The organism is Streptomyces griseofuscus (assembly GCF_014673495.1).
GTDB lineage: Bacteria > Actinomycetota > Actinomycetes > Streptomycetales > Streptomycetaceae > Streptomyces > Streptomyces murinus.
Window position 1 is genome coordinate 7,765,975 of record NZ_CP051006.1, and the last position, 15,626, is coordinate 7,781,600.

Genomic DNA, 15,626 nt, shown 5'->3' on the forward strand with positions numbered 1-15,626 from the left:
AGCGCGACTTGGGCACCGTTTCAGGGAGGGAAGGGATGCCGGAAACGTACTCCATATCCATCGACGAACCCCACTGCCGACCGCCGCGCCGCCCGGCCGACGCCCGCAGCACCGTACGACGTGTCGTCGCCGAACGCTGCCGGGACCGTCATCAGTCGCTCGGCCCCGGGGCCATGGACGACGCCCTCCTGGTCGCCTCCGAGCTGACCACCAACGCGATCGTGCACGGCGGCGGCATCACCGGCTTCGACGTCGACGTCGACTCCGCCGGTGTCCGGGTCTCGGTGAGCGACCGCAGCACGGAACTCCCGGTCACGCGGACGACCCCGCCCGGCCCCTCCCAGCGCCACGGCCGGGGCTGGCCGATCGTCTGCCACCTCGCCCGCGATGTCCGGGTCAGCGAACTCCCCTGCGGCGGCAAGCGCATCACGGCGGTGGTCCCGCTGGCGTGAGCCCCCCGAGCATCCCCCACTTGTCGCCTCCGTTCCCCTCTGACCTCGGCTTTCACCTCGGTCACCGGATTCCTTGCGACAAGGGTGTTTGCCCACCGGGGCGGCGGGCAGACGGAATCTCGTGCTTCGGACCGGAGGCGCAAGCCCAGCGGGTAGATCGACCGCTGGGGCCCCCTCCGGCGGGCCCCAGCATCCCCGCGGCGAACCCTGACAAGCACCGTTCGGGCCTCGACCGGGATCTCACTTCCGGCAGCGCCCAGACACCACGTTCAGGAGCGATTCCGCATGCTGACCGACATGTCGACAGGCCGTTCCGGCACCCCCGACCCCGCCACCCAGACCTCGCGCCGGAGCCACGACGACGCCCCGGAGACCGCGGAAATGTTCACCCGGCTCGCGGAACTGGACGAGGGTCCCGAGCGCGATTCCGTACGCGATGAACTGGTCGCCGCCTGGCTTCCCATGGCGCACCGCATCGCCGGCCGGTTCCGCGACCGTGGCGAGTCCGTGGAGGATCTGCGCCAGGTGGCGGCGCTGGGTCTGGTGAAGGCCGTCGACCGCTACGACCCCTCGCGCGGCGCGTTCGAGAGCTACGCCGTGCCGACCATCACCGGCGAGGTCAAGCGCCACTTCCGGGACCGGATGTGGGCGCTGCGGGTGCCCCGCCGGGTACAGGAACTGCGCAACCGGGTGCGCGTGGCCCGCCGCGAGCTGACCCAGAACCCGGGCAGCGCCGAACCCACCAACGCCGCCCTCGCCGCCCACACGGGGCTCACCGAGGAGGAGGTCGCCGCGGGCCTGGAGGCGCTGGAGAGCTTCAGCACGCTGTCGCTGGACGCCGAACTGGCCAGCGGCGACGACGGCTACAGCCTCGCCGACACCCTCGGCGCCGCCGACACCTCGTACGACGTCGTGGTCGACCGGGAGGCCGCGAAGGAGGGCCTGCGGCGGCTGCCCGAGCGCGAACGGGCCATCCTCTACATGCGCTTCTTCGAGGACATGACGCAGAGCCGCATCGCCGATCAGCTGGGCATCTCCCAGATGCATGTCTCCCGGCTGATCAGCCGCAGCTGCGCCCGCGTCCGCGACGAGGCGGTGGGCCGCCGCCCCGGCGGCGCCGCGTGAACGCTCGCCGCGTCCGCCGGGCCATCGTCCACCGCGTCGGCGTCCGCGGCGTCCACGTCCGCCGGCCGACCCCTCACCGCTGCTTCTTCGCCGGCGCTGCCTCCGGCCGCAGCCCGAGCGGGCGGGCGAGACCCGAGACCGCCTCGTCGAGACGTTGCAGATGCCGCAGCACCCGGTCGGTGACCCGGCCGTAGCGCGGGGTGCGCAGGGTTCCCGGCTCCAGCATCGAGGCGATGCTGGGGCCGGTCTCGATCTCCCCCTCCGCGCGCGGGTCCGCCACGTGCGCGGCGATCGTCTCGATGTTCCGCACGATCCGCGCGCCCGCCCCGCGCAGCCGGGGATCCGCCGCGATCGAGGGGTGCGTGGGCAGCAGCTCCGCCGTCGCCGCGAGGGACCGCCCGTGGTACGCGCAGGTCTCCAGCAGCGCCACCACATAGCGGGCGGTGTTGCGGCGGGCCCGCATCGGGGTGATGGGATGCGTCAGCGGCTGGGTGGCGGAGCGCAGATCGGCCAGCGCCTGGTCCAACTCCCGCGCCCGCTCCACCAGATCGCCGCCGAAGCCGCCGCTGAGCTGGTCGACCGCTGCCCGGGTGACCTCGGCGAGGCGGTCGAGAACCGTGACCAGCAGCTCGTTCGTACGGCGGTCGGTGTGGATCGGCAGCACCACCGCGGCCGCGATCACCCCGCAGGCCGCGCCCAGCGCCGTCTCCTCGATCCGCAGCACCAGCACGGCCGCGGTGTACGTGTTGAGCAGCGTGTACAGCAGTCCCAGCGCGGCCGTCACGAAGAACGACATCAGCGTGTACGACAGCGGCGCGGTGTAGAACATCGCGAACACCAGCAGCAGCACCAGCGCGAACGCCGTCCAGGTGTGGTGTCCCACCAGACCGGCGAGCCCGATACCGGCGATCACACCGAGCACCGTGCCGAGGAGCCGCCGGTAGCCCTTGACCAGGATCTCCCCGGTGGACGCGGTGTTGATGAACACGATCCAGCAGGTCAGCACCGCCCAGTACCAGCGCTGGCTGGACAGCAGCTCGCCGCCGAGGATGGCCAGCGAGGAGCCGACGGCGATCTGCACGGCGGCCCGGGTGGTGGGCCGGCGCAGCCCGCCCGGCTCCGTGTCCTTGGGCTCGGTCTCCTCGCTGACCTCGATCGCGGCGTCCTCCGCGTCCAGCTCCTCGCGCGAGCGGGCGGTGGCGGGGGAGTCCTCGGACTCGTCCTGCGGCCCGTCGAGCGCGAGCCGCAGGCCCAGCGCGGCGCGCGCCGTCTCACCGAGACCGCGGAAGACGTCCTGCACGGCCGGGGCGGCCTGCGGCAGGTTCTCCTCCTCGCGATAGCCGAGCAGCCGGTTGCGCACATGCGCGAGCGCGGTGCCCGCGGCCTCGCCCGCCGGGCGCAGCGCCAGCAGCCGCAGCGCCTTGAGGTCCCGGCGCAGTTCGGCCCTGGCCTCGTCGCGCACCGGCAGCTCGCCGCCCGAGGGCAGCGGGGCACCCGGCAGATGCAGGGTGAGGGTGTCGGTGCGCTCGGCACTGCGCGCCGTGAGCAGCAGCAGTCCGAGCCGCTCGGCGGCGACCTCCGCGTCCGCGATCCGGCGCTGGAGCAGCCGGGCCACCGCCTCGTCGGAGGTGCCGTCCTCCAGCCGGCCCTGGATCAAAAGCGCCGTCTCGTGCAGGCGCGCGGTGCCGGTGCGCAGCTCCTCCAGCACCTTCTCCACGTCCTCGGGCCCCGCGTCCAGCAGCTCGATCTGGGTGTCGATCAGCTGCGCGAGCCGGGCCCGGAACGCCTGCCGCAGCCGGTCCAGGGTGCCCGCCGGCGTCTGCGGCAGCAGCACGAACCGGGCCAGGGCGGCACAGCCGAACGCGACCGCAACGACGCCGTACAGCTTCGGCAGCAGGGCCGGGGTCGCGTGTACGAACAGGGAGAGGAAGTACGTCTGGAAGCCGATCAGCCCGAGTGCGTGGCCGCGGTCCCCGAACCGCCGGCTGTAGACCGCGCTGAACATGAGCGCGACGAAGAACAGGTCACCCGCGACGACGTACTGGCTCAGCAGGGTCCCCAGGGTGACCGAGACGAGCGCCACCGGCAGGCCGATGGCGAGGGTGAGGGCCTGCTGGTGGCGTTGCTTCTCGCGGATCGCGAACGTCGCGACCATCGCCGCGATCGCCCCGGCGACCAGCAGGGGCACCGGGGCGCCCAGCGCGGCGAGCACGGCGAGGGTCAGCGCGATCGAGACGACCGTGCGCAGCCCCGCGGTGAGCCTGAGCAGTCCGGGATCCCATGCCGCGACCCGGTCCCATATCCTTACCCGCCCCGACCGTCCCGCTGCCCTCACGCCGCCGCGCTCTCCCGTCCGTGCACCCGTGCCAGAAATCGATCTTTGCTCCAGCATCGCACGTGAGTCCGGTCTATCCATCCGCCCTCGGCCAAGGCCGCCGATCACATGTGCACTGATCGGCGGCCCTCGGTGATCCGGGTCACGTCAGGGGCTGTTGACGCCGCCCTCCGCGCGGGCCCGTACCTGCTCCGGCGTCAGATACGAGTCCGTGAACTCGAAGTCCTTCAGCCGGGCGGGCTTGCGGGCCTGGAAACCGGTGCGTACGAAGTCGTCCCCGGCCAGCGCGTTCAGCGTCCAGTTGGTCATCACCCGGGCCTTGGCCACGCCCGTGCGCAGCGCCGACCAGTGGTAGCCGCGGGCCACCGCCTGCGCCGCCATCCCGCGCAGCTCGATACCGAGCGGCTTGGACACCGCGTCCTTGCCGCCGAGGTCCACGACCAGGCCCAGATCCTTGTGGCGGTACGGCTGGAGGGGCTCGCCGCGCAGGGTCGCGATGACGTTCTCGGCGACCCGCTTGCCCTGGCGCGAGGCGTGCTGCGCGGTCGGCGGGCAGATCGCGCCCTCCTGGCCCTTGGCGAGATCGGGCACGGCGGCCGAGTCGCCGAGCGCGAACACCCCGTCCTGCCCCGGCACGGTCAGCTCGGGATCGACGGCGAGCCGGCCGCGGACCGTCTCCGCGCCCAGCGTGGCGATCAGCGGACTGGCCACCACACCCGCGGTCCAGATCAGGGTGTGCGTCGGCACCACCCGGCCGTCCGTGAAGGTGACCTCCTCCGCACCGGCCTTCTCGATCGACACCCCGAGGGACACATCGATGCCGCGCCGCCGCAGGATCTCCTGCGCGCTGCGGCCCAGCTTCTCGCCCAGCTCGGGCATCAGCTTGGGCGCGATGTCGATCAGATGCCAGCGGATCAGCCCGGGGTCCAGACGCGGATAGCGCCGTACCGCGGCGTGTGTGAGCCGCTGGAGGCAGGCGGCGGTCTCGGTGCCGGCGTAGCCGCCGCCGACCACCACGAACTGGAGCCGCGCGGCCCGCTCGGCCGGGTCGTCGCTGGCGTCGGCGAGGTCCAGCTGGGAGATGACGTGGTCGCGGATGTACGCCGCCTCGGCGAGCGTCTTCATGCCGAAGGCGTGCTCGGTCAGGCCCGGGATGTCGAAGGTGCGGGTCACGCTGCCCGGGGCCAGCACGATGTAGTCGTACGGCTCATTGACGATCTTGTCTGTGATGGTGCGTACGACACAGACCTTGGCTTTCAGGTCCACGCCGATCGCGCCGCCCGGCAGGATCCGGGTGCGGTACCGCCTGCTGCGGCGCAAGGAGAGCGCGATCGACTGCGGTGTCAGCACACCGGAGGCGACCTGGGGCAGCAGCGGCAGATAGAGCTGGTAGGAGACGGGCGTCACCAGGGTGACGTCGGCCTCGTCGGGGGCGAGTTTCCGCTCCAGACGGCGGACGCACTCGACTCCGGCGAAGCCTGCGCCGACCACCAGAATCCTGGGTCGTGTCACGGTGTCCATCCCTTTCCGCGGTTCCGGGCGGTGGTCCGACTCGACGCCGTTCGCCTACCCCGGAGCGCTGCGCACCAACTCCGATACCACCGCGACCCGGGCCGCTGCGCCAGTCGGGTGCGGCACGCGGTGGAGTAACCGGTTCACGCCGGGTTACACCTCGCGGGCCCTCACCAGGGCAGGAACACATGGATGTCCTTGCCCTCGTCGTGCACCACCACACTGACCTGGCTGCACAGCGTGTGCACCAGATGCCAGCCGATGCCACCGCCGCCCGTGCGCGGATGGAAGGGCCGGGGCTCCGGCCTGGTGGTGCTGGAGTCGCGCATCGTCACGTGCACCCCGTCGAAGGTGCGCCGCATCCGCAGGTCGAACGGGCCGGGCGCGTACTGGATGACGTTCGCCGCCAGCTCGGTCACCACCAGCAGGATGTCGTCCCAGTACTCGTGCTCGCCGGGCGGCGCGACCCGGGCCAGGGCGCCCAGGAAGTCCTCCGCGGCGAGCCGCGCCTCCGTGACGTTGCGCAGCTCACCCGCGAAGGAGAACTCACGCTCGTACGTCTCCTCCGAAGGCGGTGTCTCGTCCCCACGCGGCTCCGTCGTCATCTCCGCATCCCCCGGCCTCGGCCACGAGGGGCTCCTGTGCTGCCCCTGCGGCCAGGACGGTCGTCGTCGCTGATCTCTCGCTGCGCTGCGGGTTCCCACAGCCGGGCCGGATATCCGTCCGACTGATCGCCTCCTGGCACGGCCTCACCGGCTGCGAGCAGCCCGTCGCGCGGCGCGAACGGCTCCGCAGGACACCGTAGACCCTGGGACACCCGGTGCGGCACACCGCCCTGTCGGCCCGCTTCGGCGGCCCGCGGAAAGACCGGTGAGGTGGGCGCCCGCGGGGGACTCGGGGGACATGAGTCCTGACATGAGCCATGTGAGCCCCGACCCGGAACCCGAGAGCACCACCGGACTCGAACCCGGCGGCTCGGTGCCGCCCGGCGAGACCCCGCCCGCGGAGAGCAGCATGCCCCAGGCCGCGGTCCGCGAGCCGGGCGCGACACAGCGCGGCTGGGGGAAGGCGCCGCTGGCGCTGATCCTGGTCCTCGTGGTGCTGTTCGCCGCGTTCTTCCTGGTGTACGCCCTGGTCCTGATCCACTGACCGCCCCGACCCCATCGACAGCCCGGCATCGACAGCCGGCTCGGTGGGCCGGACGGATCACCCCTGTGTGTGCCGCACGCACTCCGTGACGACGTCCCGCAGGGTGCCGCCGCCCTCCATGATCCGGCGCTGCTCGCGCGCGCCGTTGCCGTGCCGGAGCAGATCCTCGACGCCCTTCTCGGCGCGGTCCGTGTCCCCGCAGGCGTCGAGCGCGTCCCCGACCGTGTCGAGCAGTGAGTACAGCACCCGCGCGGCGGGCCGGGGCCGCAGGCTCACGGGGTCCAGCAGCTTCTCTTCGAGCCCCGAACGGGCCGCCTGCCAGGAGGCGAGCCGGAGCAGGCTCACGCTGTGGTCGGGCGCCGGCCGGCCGGCCCGCCAGTCGCGGGCGGCCGTCTCCACCAGGCCCCGGGCCAGGGTCGCGACGAGCAGCGCGGTGTCCGCGGACAGACATACGTCCGAGACCCGCACCTCGACCGTCGGATAGCGCGCGGAGAGCCGCGCGTCGAAGTACACCATCGCCTCGTCCAGGATCACCCCGGTGCCCACCATGTCCGCCACCCGCCGGTGATAAAGCTCGGGCGAGCCGAACAGCTCGGTCGGTCCGGCCGACGGCCAGCGCGACCACACCCGGCTGCGATAGCTCTCGTAGCCGCTGTCATGGCCTTGCCAGAAAGGGGAGTTGGCGCTGATCGCGGTGAGCACCGGGAGCCAGGGCCGCAGCCGGTCCAGGACCGCCACGCCCTCCTCGTCGGACTCCACCGACACATGCACATGGCAGCCGCAGACCAACTGGTCCCGGGTGCCGATGCCATAGCGCTCGGACAGCCACTGATAGCGCTCGTTCACGGTGAGCGAGGGGCTCACTGGCAGCGGCGAGGTGGCCAGCGCGGCGACCGCGCAGCCGATCTGCCCGGCGTGCCGGGCCGCCTCCTTGCGGCAGCGCACGATCTCGTCGCCGAGGTCCGCCATGTCCGACTGCGGATGGGTGGCGAACTCCAGCATCTGCCCGAACAGTTCCTTCTCGAACACCTGCTGCCCGGGATCGTCCCGGTCGGCCCGTGCGAGCACGGGCGCCGCCAGCGCCTTCGGGTCGCCGCTGTCCGGATCGACCAGAAGGAGCTCCTCCTCCACTCCGACCGTGCGCACTCGATGCCGCCTCTCCGCCCTGTGACCAGGGGCAGCCAGGATTCTGTATGAACCCCGACTGCCCCTGCGGCGGGCGCCGACACCTGCGGCTTCAGCGCAGCGGGCCCAGGAACACCGTGGCCAGCGGCGGCAGTGTGAGCCGCAGCCCGCCGTCGGCCGGTTTCAGCGCCCCCGGGGCGCCGACCGGGATGCCGCCGCCCCCGTAGCCGATGTCGTCGGTGTTCAGCAGCTCCCGCCAGGCCGGGACCTCCGCGGGGACCGCCAGCCGGTAGTCCTCGCGGACCACGGGCGAGAAGTTCGACACCGCGAGCAGCGGGGTGCCGTCGGCCGCGTGGCGCAGGAACGCGAAGACGTTGTCCTCCGCCGCGTCGCCCAGCACCCAGCGGAAGCCGCCCGGGTCGGTGTCCCGCTGCCACAGCGCGGGCGTCGCCCGGTACACCGCGTTCAGGTCCCGCACCAGTGCCTGTACGCCCCGGTGGTCACCGGCGGAGTGGTAGTCGTCCGCGAGCAGCCACCACTCGGGACCCTGCTGCTCCGCCCACTCGGCGCCCTGCGCGAACTCCTGTCCCATGAAGAGGAGTTGCTTGCCCGGGTGGGCCCACATGAAGCCCAGATAGGCGCGGTGGTTGGCCCGCCGCTGCCACCAGTCGCCCGGCATCTTCGACACCAGCGCCTGCTTGCCGTGCACCACCTCGTCGTGCGAGATGGGCAGCACGTAGTTCTCGCTGTAGGCGTACACCATCGAGAAGGTCATCTCGTTGTGGTGGTACTTGCGGTGCACGGGCTCCTTCTGGATGTACTGGAGCGAGTCGTGCATCCAGCCCATGTTCCACTTCAGTCCGAACCCGAGCCCGCCACTGTCGGTCGGCCGGGTCACCCCGTCCCAGGCGGTGGACTCCTCGGCGATGGTCACCACACCCGGGCAGCGCCGGTAGACGGTGGCGTTCATCTCCTGGAGGAAGGCCACCGCGTCCAGGTCCTCGCGCCCGCCGAACACATTCGGCTCCCACTGCCCGGAGTCCCGGGAGTAGTCGAGGTAGAGCATGGAGGCGACGGCGTCCACCCGCAGACCGTCGACATGGAACTCCTGGCACCAGTAAACGGCGTTGGCGACAAGGAAGTTGCGCACCTCGATACGGCCGTAGTCGAACTCGTACGTCCCCCAGTCGGGGTGCTCGGCGCGCGTCGCGTTCCCGGGCTCGTACAGCGGATCCCCGTCGAACCGGGCCAGCGCCCAGTCGTCCTTGGGGAAGTGCGCCGGCACCCAGTCCATGATCACGCCGATGCCCGCCCGGTGCAGCGAGTCCACCAGGTACCGGAAGTCGTCCGGCGAACCGAGCCGGGGGGTCGGCGCGTAGTACGAGGTGACCTGGTAGCCCCAGGAGCCGCTGAACGGATGCCCGGCCACCGGCATCAGCTCCACATGCGTGAAGCCCATCTCCTTGACGTACGCGGGCAGTTCGTCCGCCAGTTGACGATATGTCAATCCGGGGCGCCAGGAGGGGAGATGCACCTCGTACACGGAGAACGGCGCCTCGTGCACCGGGGTGTCACCGCGGTGCGCCATCCACTGCTCGTCTCCCCACGCGTAGTGCGAGACCGTCACCACCGAGGCGGTGTCCGGCGGCACCTCGGTGCGCCTGGCCATCGGGTCCGCCTTGAGGAACCGGTGACCGTAGCGGGAGGTGATCTCGAACTTGTAGCGGTCGCCCTCGCCGATCCCGGGCAGGAACAGCTCCCACACCCCGGACGCGCCGAGCGAGCGCATCGGGTACTGCGTGCCGTCCCAGTACGTGAAGTCCCCGGCCACCCGCACCCCTTGGGCGTTGGGCGCCCACACGGTGAACCGGGTGCCGGCCACGCCCTCATGGGTCATCGGCTCGGCGCCGAGCGCCTGCCACAGCTGCTCGTGCCGGCCCTCGCGGATCAGATGCAGGTCCAGCTCGCCCAGGGCGGGCAGGAAGCGGTACGGATCGTGCACCTCCCGCTCTTCCTCGTCGTACGTCACCAGCAGCGTGTACGGCGGGATCTCCGGGTAGGGCAGCACGGCCGCGAACAGCCCGCCGCCCTCGGAGACGAGCGGGTTGGCCATCCCGTCGACCAGGACGCTCACCGCCCGCGCGTTCGGTCGCAGCGCCCGGAACAGGGTGCCGCCCGGCACCGGGTGGGCGCCCAGCAGGGCGTGCGGATCGTGGTGCGCCCCGGCCAGCAGCCGGTCGCGCTCGGCGGGGTCCAGTGCGGTGGCCGCGGCCTGGCCGGGGCCCGCGGACTCGGGCGGCGAAGTGTCGCGCAGTGCCATGCCCTCAGCCTCCCCACACCGCGAGCCGCTTGATCGCCGCCATCGGTACCGGCAGCCAGTCCGGCCGGTGTCTCGCCTCGTACAGCACCTCGTACACCGCCCTGTCCGTCTCGTGCGCGCGCAGCAGCGCGTGCTTCTTGCGTGGATCCCAGCCCGCGCGGGCCGCGTAGCCCGCGCAGAACGCCTCCCGGCAGCGGCGCGCCCACTCGGGTCGCCAGGGGCGGCGCTGCCGGGCCGCGTAGTCGAAGGAGCGCAGCATCCCGGCCACGTCCCGCACCGGGGACTGCGGGATCCGCCGCTCGGCCAGCGGCCGGGACGGCTCGCCCTCGAAATCGATGACGAACCAGTCGCGGCCCGCCCGCAGTACCTGCCCGAGGTGCAGATCGCCGTGGACGCGCTGGGCGGGCGGCCCGGTGTCGCAGGTGGCGAGCGCCCCGAACGCGGCCCGCAGCCCGGGCACGAAGGGCTTGAGCCCCGGCACGGCGTGCGCGGCGGCCTCCAGACGTGCGCACATGGCGTCGGCGGTACGGCCGTTCTCGCCGGGTCCGGCCGGCGGGAACGCCTCCGCCAGGGCGAGGTGCACCTCGGCCGTGGCGCGGCCCAGCTCACGGGCCTCGGCGGTGAAGTCGTCGCCCGCGGCGAGCGCGCCCAGCGCCAGCGTCCAGCCGTCGGTGGCGTCCGGCAGGAACGGCTGGAGCACCCCGAGCGTGGCCGGACGCGGTGCGCTGGTGGTGAACCAGGCGACCGGCGCGGGCACCCGGGTGCAGCCCTGCGCGGCGAGCGCCGCCGAGACCTCCAGATCGGGGTTGACGCCCGGCTGGATGCGGCGGAAGAGCTTGAGGATGTACGCGTCGCCGTACACCAGCGAGGTGTTGGACTGCTCGGCGTCCAGCAGCCGCGGCGGCAGGCTTCCGGGCACCGGGGCGGTGGGGTCCGCCTCGAAGCGCAGCGGGCCCGCGCTGCCCGGCCGGCGCAGCCGCTCCAGGAGCAGGCTCGCCGCGCGCGGGTCGTAGAGCGCGTCGTAGACCGCGAGCCCGGCCAGCGGACCCGCGGTGGCCCGGCCGATGAACGCCCGTTCCAGACGCGGCGCGAGCTGTTCGCGCACCCCGAGCAGCAGCTGGTAGCAGTCGCCCGGCGGCGGAGTGCCGCCGGGGGTGGGCACCGGCGCGTGCGAGGCGTGCACCAGCAGATGCAGACACCCGGGGAACAGCTCGGTCACACTGAGCACCGACAGATCGGTCACGGGCCGGTCCTTGCCCGCGAACCAGCGCTGGCGCGGCAGCCACTCGCGCAGCAGCCCGCCGAGCGAGGCGAGGGGGCCGTCGGCTCCGGTCGCGGTTCTCGGCCGGAGGGTGATGGTCTTCGGCATGGTGACGCGTCCTTTCCTCGGCGCCGTGCGCTCAGCGGCGGCGGCCGATGCGGGATGCGACTCGGGTGAGCCGGAACCAGTAGAAGCCGTGGCCCTGGAGGGTGAGGAGGTAGGGCAGTTCACCGATGGCGGGGAAGCGCACCCCGCCGATCAGCTCCACCGGGTGGCGTCCGTCGTAGGCCCGCAGGTCCAGCTCGGTGGGCTGGGCGAAGCGGGAGAAGTTGTGGACGCACAGCACCAGGTCGTCCTCGTACTCGCGCAGGAAGGCGAGCACCGCCGGGTTGGAGGACGGGAGTTCGTCGTAGGAGCCGAGTCCGAAGGCGGGGTTCTGCTTGCGGATCTCGATCATGCGCCGGGTCCAGTGCAGCAGCGAGGACGGCGAGGACATCGACGCCTCGACATTGGTGACCTGGTAGCCGTACACCGGGTCCATGATCGTGGGCAGGTACAGCCGTCCCGGATCGCATGTGGAGAAGCCGGCGTTGCGGTCGGGGGTCCACTGCATGGGGGTGCGGACGGCGTCGCGGTCGCCGAGCCAGATGTTGTCGCCCATGCCGATCTCGTCGCCGTAGTAGAGGATCGGCGAGCCGGGCAGGGACAGCAGCAGGGCGGTGAACAGCTCGATCTGGTTGCGGTCGTTGTCGAGCAGCGGCGCGAGGCGGCGGCGGATGCCGATGTTGGCGCGCATGCGGGGGTCCTTGGCGTACTCCGCCCACATGTAGTCGCGTTCCTCGTCGGTGACCATCTCCAGGGTCAGCTCGTCGTGGTTGCGCAGGAAGATCCCCCACTGGCAACCGGACGGGATGGCCGGGGTCTTGGCGAGGATCTCGGAGACCGGGTGGCGGGACTCGCGCCGCACTGCCATGAAGATGCGCGGCATGACGGGGAAGTGGAACGCCATGTGGCACTCGTCGCCGCCGCGTCCGTAGTCGCCGAAGTAGTCGACCACGTCCTCGGGCCACTGGTTGGCCTCGGCCAGCAGCACCGTGTCCGGGTACATCGCGTCGATCTCCCGGCGCACCCGCTTCAGGAACTGGTGCGTGGCCGGCAGGTTCTCGCAGTTGGTGCCCTCCTGCGCGTAGAGGTAGGGGACCGCGTCGAGCCGGTAGCCGTCGATGCCGAGGTCCAGCCAGAACTTCAGGGCGGCCAGGATCTCCTCCTGCACCGCCGGGTTCTCGTAGTTGAGGTCCGGCTGGTGCGAGAAGAAGCGGTGGAAGTAGTACTGGCCCCGCACGGGGTCGTACGTCCAGTTCGACGCCTCGGTGTCCACGAAGATGATCCGCGCGTCCTCGTACTGCTTGTCGTCGTCGGCCCAGACGTAGTAGTCCCCGTAGGGGCCGTCGGGGTCCTTGCGCGACTCCTGGAACCACGGGTGCTGGTCGCTGGTGTGGTTCATGACGAAGTCGATGATCACGCGCATGCCGCGCTGATGGGCCGCGTCCACGAACTCCACGAAGTCGGCGAGGTCACCGAACTCCGGCAGTACGGCGGTGTAGTCGGCGACGTCGTAACCGCCGTCTCTCAGCGGGGACTTGAAGAAGGGCGGCAGCCACAGGCAGTCCACGCCGAGCCACTGGAGATAGTCGAGCTTGGCGGTCAGGCCCTTGAGGTCGCCGACGCCGTCGCCGTTGCTGTCCTGGAAGGAGCGGACCAGGACCTCGTAGAAGACGGCACGCTTGAACCACCGCGGGTCCCGGTCCCGGGCAGGGGTGTCCTCGAAGGTGTCCAGTACGGGTTCGTTCACGGTCATGACGCTGCGGGCCCTCCGTTCCGGTGCGTCGATCGCTGGACATGGAGCACATGCGCCGGCGCGCGGCCCGGCGTGAGGCGCACGAAGTTGGTCCTGCCCCAGTGGTACGCCTCGCCCGACAGTTCGTCGTGTACGGGCACTTCGGCGTCCCAGTCCAGGCCGAGTTGCGGCATGTCCAACGAGACCGTGGCCTCCTGGGCGTGATGCGGGTCGAGATTGACGACCACGATGACCGTGTCCGGCCCCGTGCTCTTGCTGTAGGCGAGCACGGCGTCGTTGTCGGTCCGATGGAAGCGGAGGTTGCGCAGGCGCTGTAGCGCCGGGTGTGCACGGCGGACGGCGTTCAGCCGGGTGATGAGCGGCGCGATCGTACGGCCCTCACGCTCGGCCGACTCCCAGTCCCGGAGCCGGAGTTGGTACTTCTCGGAGTCGCGGTACTCCTCGCCGCCTTGGCGCAGTGGCGTGTTCTCGCACAGCTCGTAGCCGCTGTAGATGCCCCAGGCGGGGGAGAGGGTGGCCGCGAGCACGGCGCGGATCTCGAAGGCGGGACGGCCGCCGTGCTGGAGGTGGCCGGGCAGGATGTCGGGGGTGTTCGCGAAGAAGTTGGGCCGCATATAGGCGGCCGCCTCCCCCGACAACTCGCCCAGATACTCGGTGAGTTCCTGCTTCGTCTCACGCCAGGTGAAGTAGGTGTACGACTGCTGGAAGCCGATCTGCGCGAGCGTGTGCATCATGGCGGGGCGGGTGAAGGCCTCCGCCAGGAAGATCACGTCCGGGTCCTTCTGGTTGATCTCGGCGATGACCCGCTCCCAGAACACCACCGGCTTGGTGTGCGGATTGTCGACGCGGAAGATCCGCACCCCGTGGTCCATCCAGTGCCGCAGCACCCGGACCGTCTCCGCGATCAGCCCGTCCATGTCGGCGTCGAAGGCGATCGGAAAGATGTCCTGGTACTTCTTCGGCGGGTTCTCGGCGTAGGCGATCGTCCCGTCGGGGCGGTGATGGAACCACTCCGGGTACTTGTGCACCCAGGGGTGGTCAGGAGAGCACTGAAGGGCGAAGTCCAGGGCGACCTCAAGGCCCAACTTCCGTGCCTCGCCGACGAAGTGGTCGAAGTCCTCGATGGTGCCGAGGTCGGGGTGGATCGCGTCGTGGCCGCCCTCGGGGGAGCCGATCGCCCAGGGCACGCCGACGTCGTCGGGACCGGCGGTGAGGGTGTTGTTGGGGCCCTTGCGGAAGGTGCTGCCGATCGGGTGAATCGGCGGCAGGTAGACGACGTCGAAGCCCATCTCCGCGATCGGCTTCAGCCGCCGCGCCGCCGTACGGAACGTGCCGTGCGGCCTCTCCGCGGTCCCCTCGCTGCGCGGGAAGAACTCGTACCAGGACCCGTACAGGGCCCGCTCCCGCTCCACGAGCAACGGCATCGGGTCCGAGGCGGTCACCAACTCCCGCAGCGGATAACGGTCCAGGACCTCCCGCACCCGGGGGGACAGCGCGGGCCGGAAGCGCTCGTGGACCGAGAGGGAGTCGTCGCCGAGGGCGCGGGCGGCGGCCGCCACCAGTTCGCGCTCCGGACCCTTGGGCACTCCGGCGGCGGCGCGTTCGTACAGCTCGGCGCCCTCCTCCAGGACCAGCCCGGTGTCGATCCCGGCCGGCACCTTCACCGAGGCGGTGTGCCGCCAGGTCGCCAGCGGATGACTCCATGCCTCCACCCGGAAGGTCCAGCGGCCCGTCAGGTCCGGGGTGATCTCGGCGCCCCACACATCGCTGCCGGGGGACACCTCGCGCATCGGGGTCCAGGGGCCGCGCCGGCCCCTGGGATCGCGCAGGACCACATTGGCACCGACGGCATCGTGCCCCTCCCGGAACACGGTCGCGGTGACCTGGAAGGTCTCCCCGGTCACCGCCTTCGCCGGGCGCCTGCCGCACTCCACGGCCGGCCGGACGTCACGTACCGGTACACGGCCGATGGCCGGAGTCCTGCGCATGTAATCACCTCCGCCGTGCGCGAAGCCGGGCACCGGCCCGGCTTCGCGATCCGAGAGCGGGGCCGGCCCGTGCCGGTCCCCGAAGGGAACGCCTTGTACGGTGCCAGCTCAGGAGCTCGGCGCCGTGGAACGCCGCTCCGAAGCCGGCGCCCTTCGCACCGAACGGCGCGACATCGGCCGTGCGTCCTGCTCGCGCAGATAGCTGACCTGACTCGTGCGCAGATACCGTTCCGCCGCGTCCGCCGCCTCGCGGGCACAGCGTTTGCCCATCAGAACGCACAAGGTGTACCCCGAGTCCTCGAACGTGGCCCGGACCGTGCGGTCGTACGGCGAGGCGAGCATCGCGCGCTCCCACGCCCGGTAACGCCGCAACTGCCGGGCCACTTCGGCCTTGGCGGGTAGCAGCATGGCCCTGTTCACCCTCCACGCTCTCGACTGGGCGCGTTCCCGACGGTCGGGTGGCGTCCGCGCAGGGGTGGGCGCGGCACCGTTACGGCGATC

The 15,626-nt window shown here is 71.6% G+C and carries 12 protein-coding genes; 3 read left to right on the forward strand and 9 right to left on the reverse strand.

Annotation, left to right across the window (positions count from 1 at the left end; all coding sequences use genetic code 11):
* Positions 1-35: 35 nt before the first annotated feature.
* Both HEP81_RS35155 and HEP81_RS35160 read left to right on the forward strand, forming a co-directional pair.
* On the forward strand, positions 36-452 hold the full coding sequence (locus HEP81_RS35155; protein ID WP_037655562.1) for an ATP-binding protein: 417 nt from the start codon (positions 36-38) through the stop codon (positions 450-452).
* Between the two features lie 285 nt (positions 453-737).
* A complete protein-coding gene (locus tag HEP81_RS35160; protein ID WP_037655560.1) occupies positions 738-1,577 on the forward strand; it encodes a SigB/SigF/SigG family RNA polymerase sigma factor in 840 nt (279 codons plus the stop codon).
* A 73-nt stretch (positions 1,578-1,650) separates the two neighbouring features.
* Here HEP81_RS35160 and HEP81_RS35165 read toward each other — a convergent pair whose 3' ends face one another.
* The 3 genes from HEP81_RS35165 to HEP81_RS35175 all read right to left on the reverse strand — a co-directional run bounded on the left by HEP81_RS35165 (position 1,651) and on the right by HEP81_RS35175 (position 6,029).
* On the reverse strand, positions 1,651-3,879 hold the full coding sequence (locus tag HEP81_RS35165) for an FUSC family protein (RefSeq protein WP_037655872.1): 2,229 nt from the start codon (positions 3,877-3,879) through the stop codon (positions 1,651-1,653).
* Between the two features lie 180 nt (positions 3,880-4,059).
* The gene (locus tag HEP81_RS35170) at positions 4,060-5,433 is read right to left on the reverse strand and encodes an NAD(P)/FAD-dependent oxidoreductase (protein ID WP_037655559.1); all 1,374 of its coding nucleotides are present in this window, start codon (positions 5,431-5,433) and stop codon (positions 4,060-4,062) included.
* 161 nt (positions 5,434-5,594) lie between these two features.
* Positions 5,595-6,029, reverse strand: a complete 435-nt coding sequence (locus HEP81_RS35175) for an ATP-binding protein (protein ID WP_037655557.1) — start codon at positions 6,027-6,029, stop codon at positions 5,595-5,597.
* Positions 6,030-6,339: 310 nt separating this feature from the next.
* Here HEP81_RS35175 and HEP81_RS35180 point away from each other — a divergent pair, with 310 nt between their 5' ends.
* Entirely contained in the window at positions 6,340-6,573 is a 234-nt protein-coding gene (locus HEP81_RS35180) for a DUF6480 family protein (protein ID WP_037655556.1), read from the forward strand.
* Between the two features lie 57 nt (positions 6,574-6,630).
* On the opposite strand, the gene HEP81_RS35185 is transcribed toward HEP81_RS35180, so the two are convergent.
* From HEP81_RS35185 to HEP81_RS35210, 6 genes are all read right to left on the reverse strand, one after another.
* Positions 6,631-7,719 carry a glutamate--cysteine ligase 2 gene (locus tag HEP81_RS35185; RefSeq protein WP_037655553.1) on the reverse strand — a complete coding sequence of 363 codons (1,089 nt, stop codon included), beginning with the start codon at positions 7,717-7,719 and terminating at the stop codon, positions 6,631-6,633.
* Positions 7,720-7,810: 91 nt separating this feature from the next.
* The gene (gene glgB, locus HEP81_RS35190) at positions 7,811-10,018 is read right to left on the reverse strand and encodes a 1,4-alpha-glucan branching enzyme (protein WP_037655552.1); all 2,208 of its coding nucleotides are present in this window, start codon (positions 10,016-10,018) and stop codon (positions 7,811-7,813) included.
* A 4-nt stretch (positions 10,019-10,022) separates the two neighbouring features.
* Positions 10,023-11,387: a maltokinase N-terminal cap-like domain-containing protein gene (locus HEP81_RS35195; protein WP_037655551.1), complete on the reverse strand. Its 1,365-nt coding sequence runs from the start codon at positions 11,385-11,387 to the stop codon at positions 10,023-10,025.
* Between the two features lie 31 nt (positions 11,388-11,418).
* Entirely contained in the window at positions 11,419-13,137 is a 1,719-nt protein-coding gene (gene treS / locus HEP81_RS35200; RefSeq protein ID WP_182786469.1) for a maltose alpha-D-glucosyltransferase, read from the reverse strand.
* Complete coding sequence (locus tag HEP81_RS35205; protein ID WP_190276065.1) at positions 13,134-15,125, reverse strand: alpha-1,4-glucan--maltose-1-phosphate maltosyltransferase; 1,992 nt, start codon at positions 15,123-15,125, stop codon at positions 13,134-13,136. Before HEP81_RS35205 ends, treS begins: the two co-directional genes overlap by 4 nt.
* 108 nt (positions 15,126-15,233) lie before the next feature.
* Positions 15,234-15,533 carry a DUF5133 domain-containing protein gene (locus tag HEP81_RS35210; protein ID WP_037663721.1) on the reverse strand — a complete coding sequence of 100 codons (300 nt, stop codon included), beginning with the start codon at positions 15,531-15,533 and terminating at the stop codon, positions 15,234-15,236.
* Positions 15,534-15,626: the final 93 nt, after the last annotated feature.

Coding starts and splice junctions, on each gene's coding strand:
- HEP81_RS35155 (WP_037655562.1), top strand. CDS start 36: ATGCCGGAAACGTACTCCATATCCATCGACGAACCCCACTGCCGACCG.
- HEP81_RS35160 (WP_037655560.1), top strand. CDS start 738: ATGCTGACCGACATGTCGACAGGCCGTTCCGGCACCCCCGACCCCGCC.
- HEP81_RS35170 (WP_037655559.1), bottom strand. CDS start 5,433: ATGGACACCGTGACACGACCCAGGATTCTGGTGGTCGGCGCAGGCTTC.
- HEP81_RS35175 (WP_037655557.1), bottom strand. CDS start 6,029: ATGACGACGGAGCCGCGTGGGGACGAGACACCGCCTTCGGAGGAGACG.
- HEP81_RS35180 (WP_037655556.1), top strand. CDS start 6,340: ATGAGCCATGTGAGCCCCGACCCGGAACCCGAGAGCACCACCGGACTC.
- glgB (WP_037655552.1), bottom strand. CDS start 10,018: ATGGCACTGCGCGACACTTCGCCGCCCGAGTCCGCGGGCCCCGGCCAG.
- HEP81_RS35195 (WP_037655551.1), bottom strand. CDS start 11,387: ATGCCGAAGACCATCACCCTCCGGCCGAGAACCGCGACCGGAGCCGAC.
- treS (WP_182786469.1), bottom strand. CDS start 13,137: ATGACCGTGAACGAACCCGTACTGGACACCTTCGAGGACACCCCTGCC.
- HEP81_RS35205 (WP_190276065.1), bottom strand. CDS start 15,125: ATGCGCAGGACTCCGGCCATCGGCCGTGTACCGGTACGTGACGTCCGG.
- HEP81_RS35210 (WP_037663721.1), bottom strand. CDS start 15,533: ATGCTGCTACCCGCCAAGGCCGAAGTGGCCCGGCAGTTGCGGCGTTAC.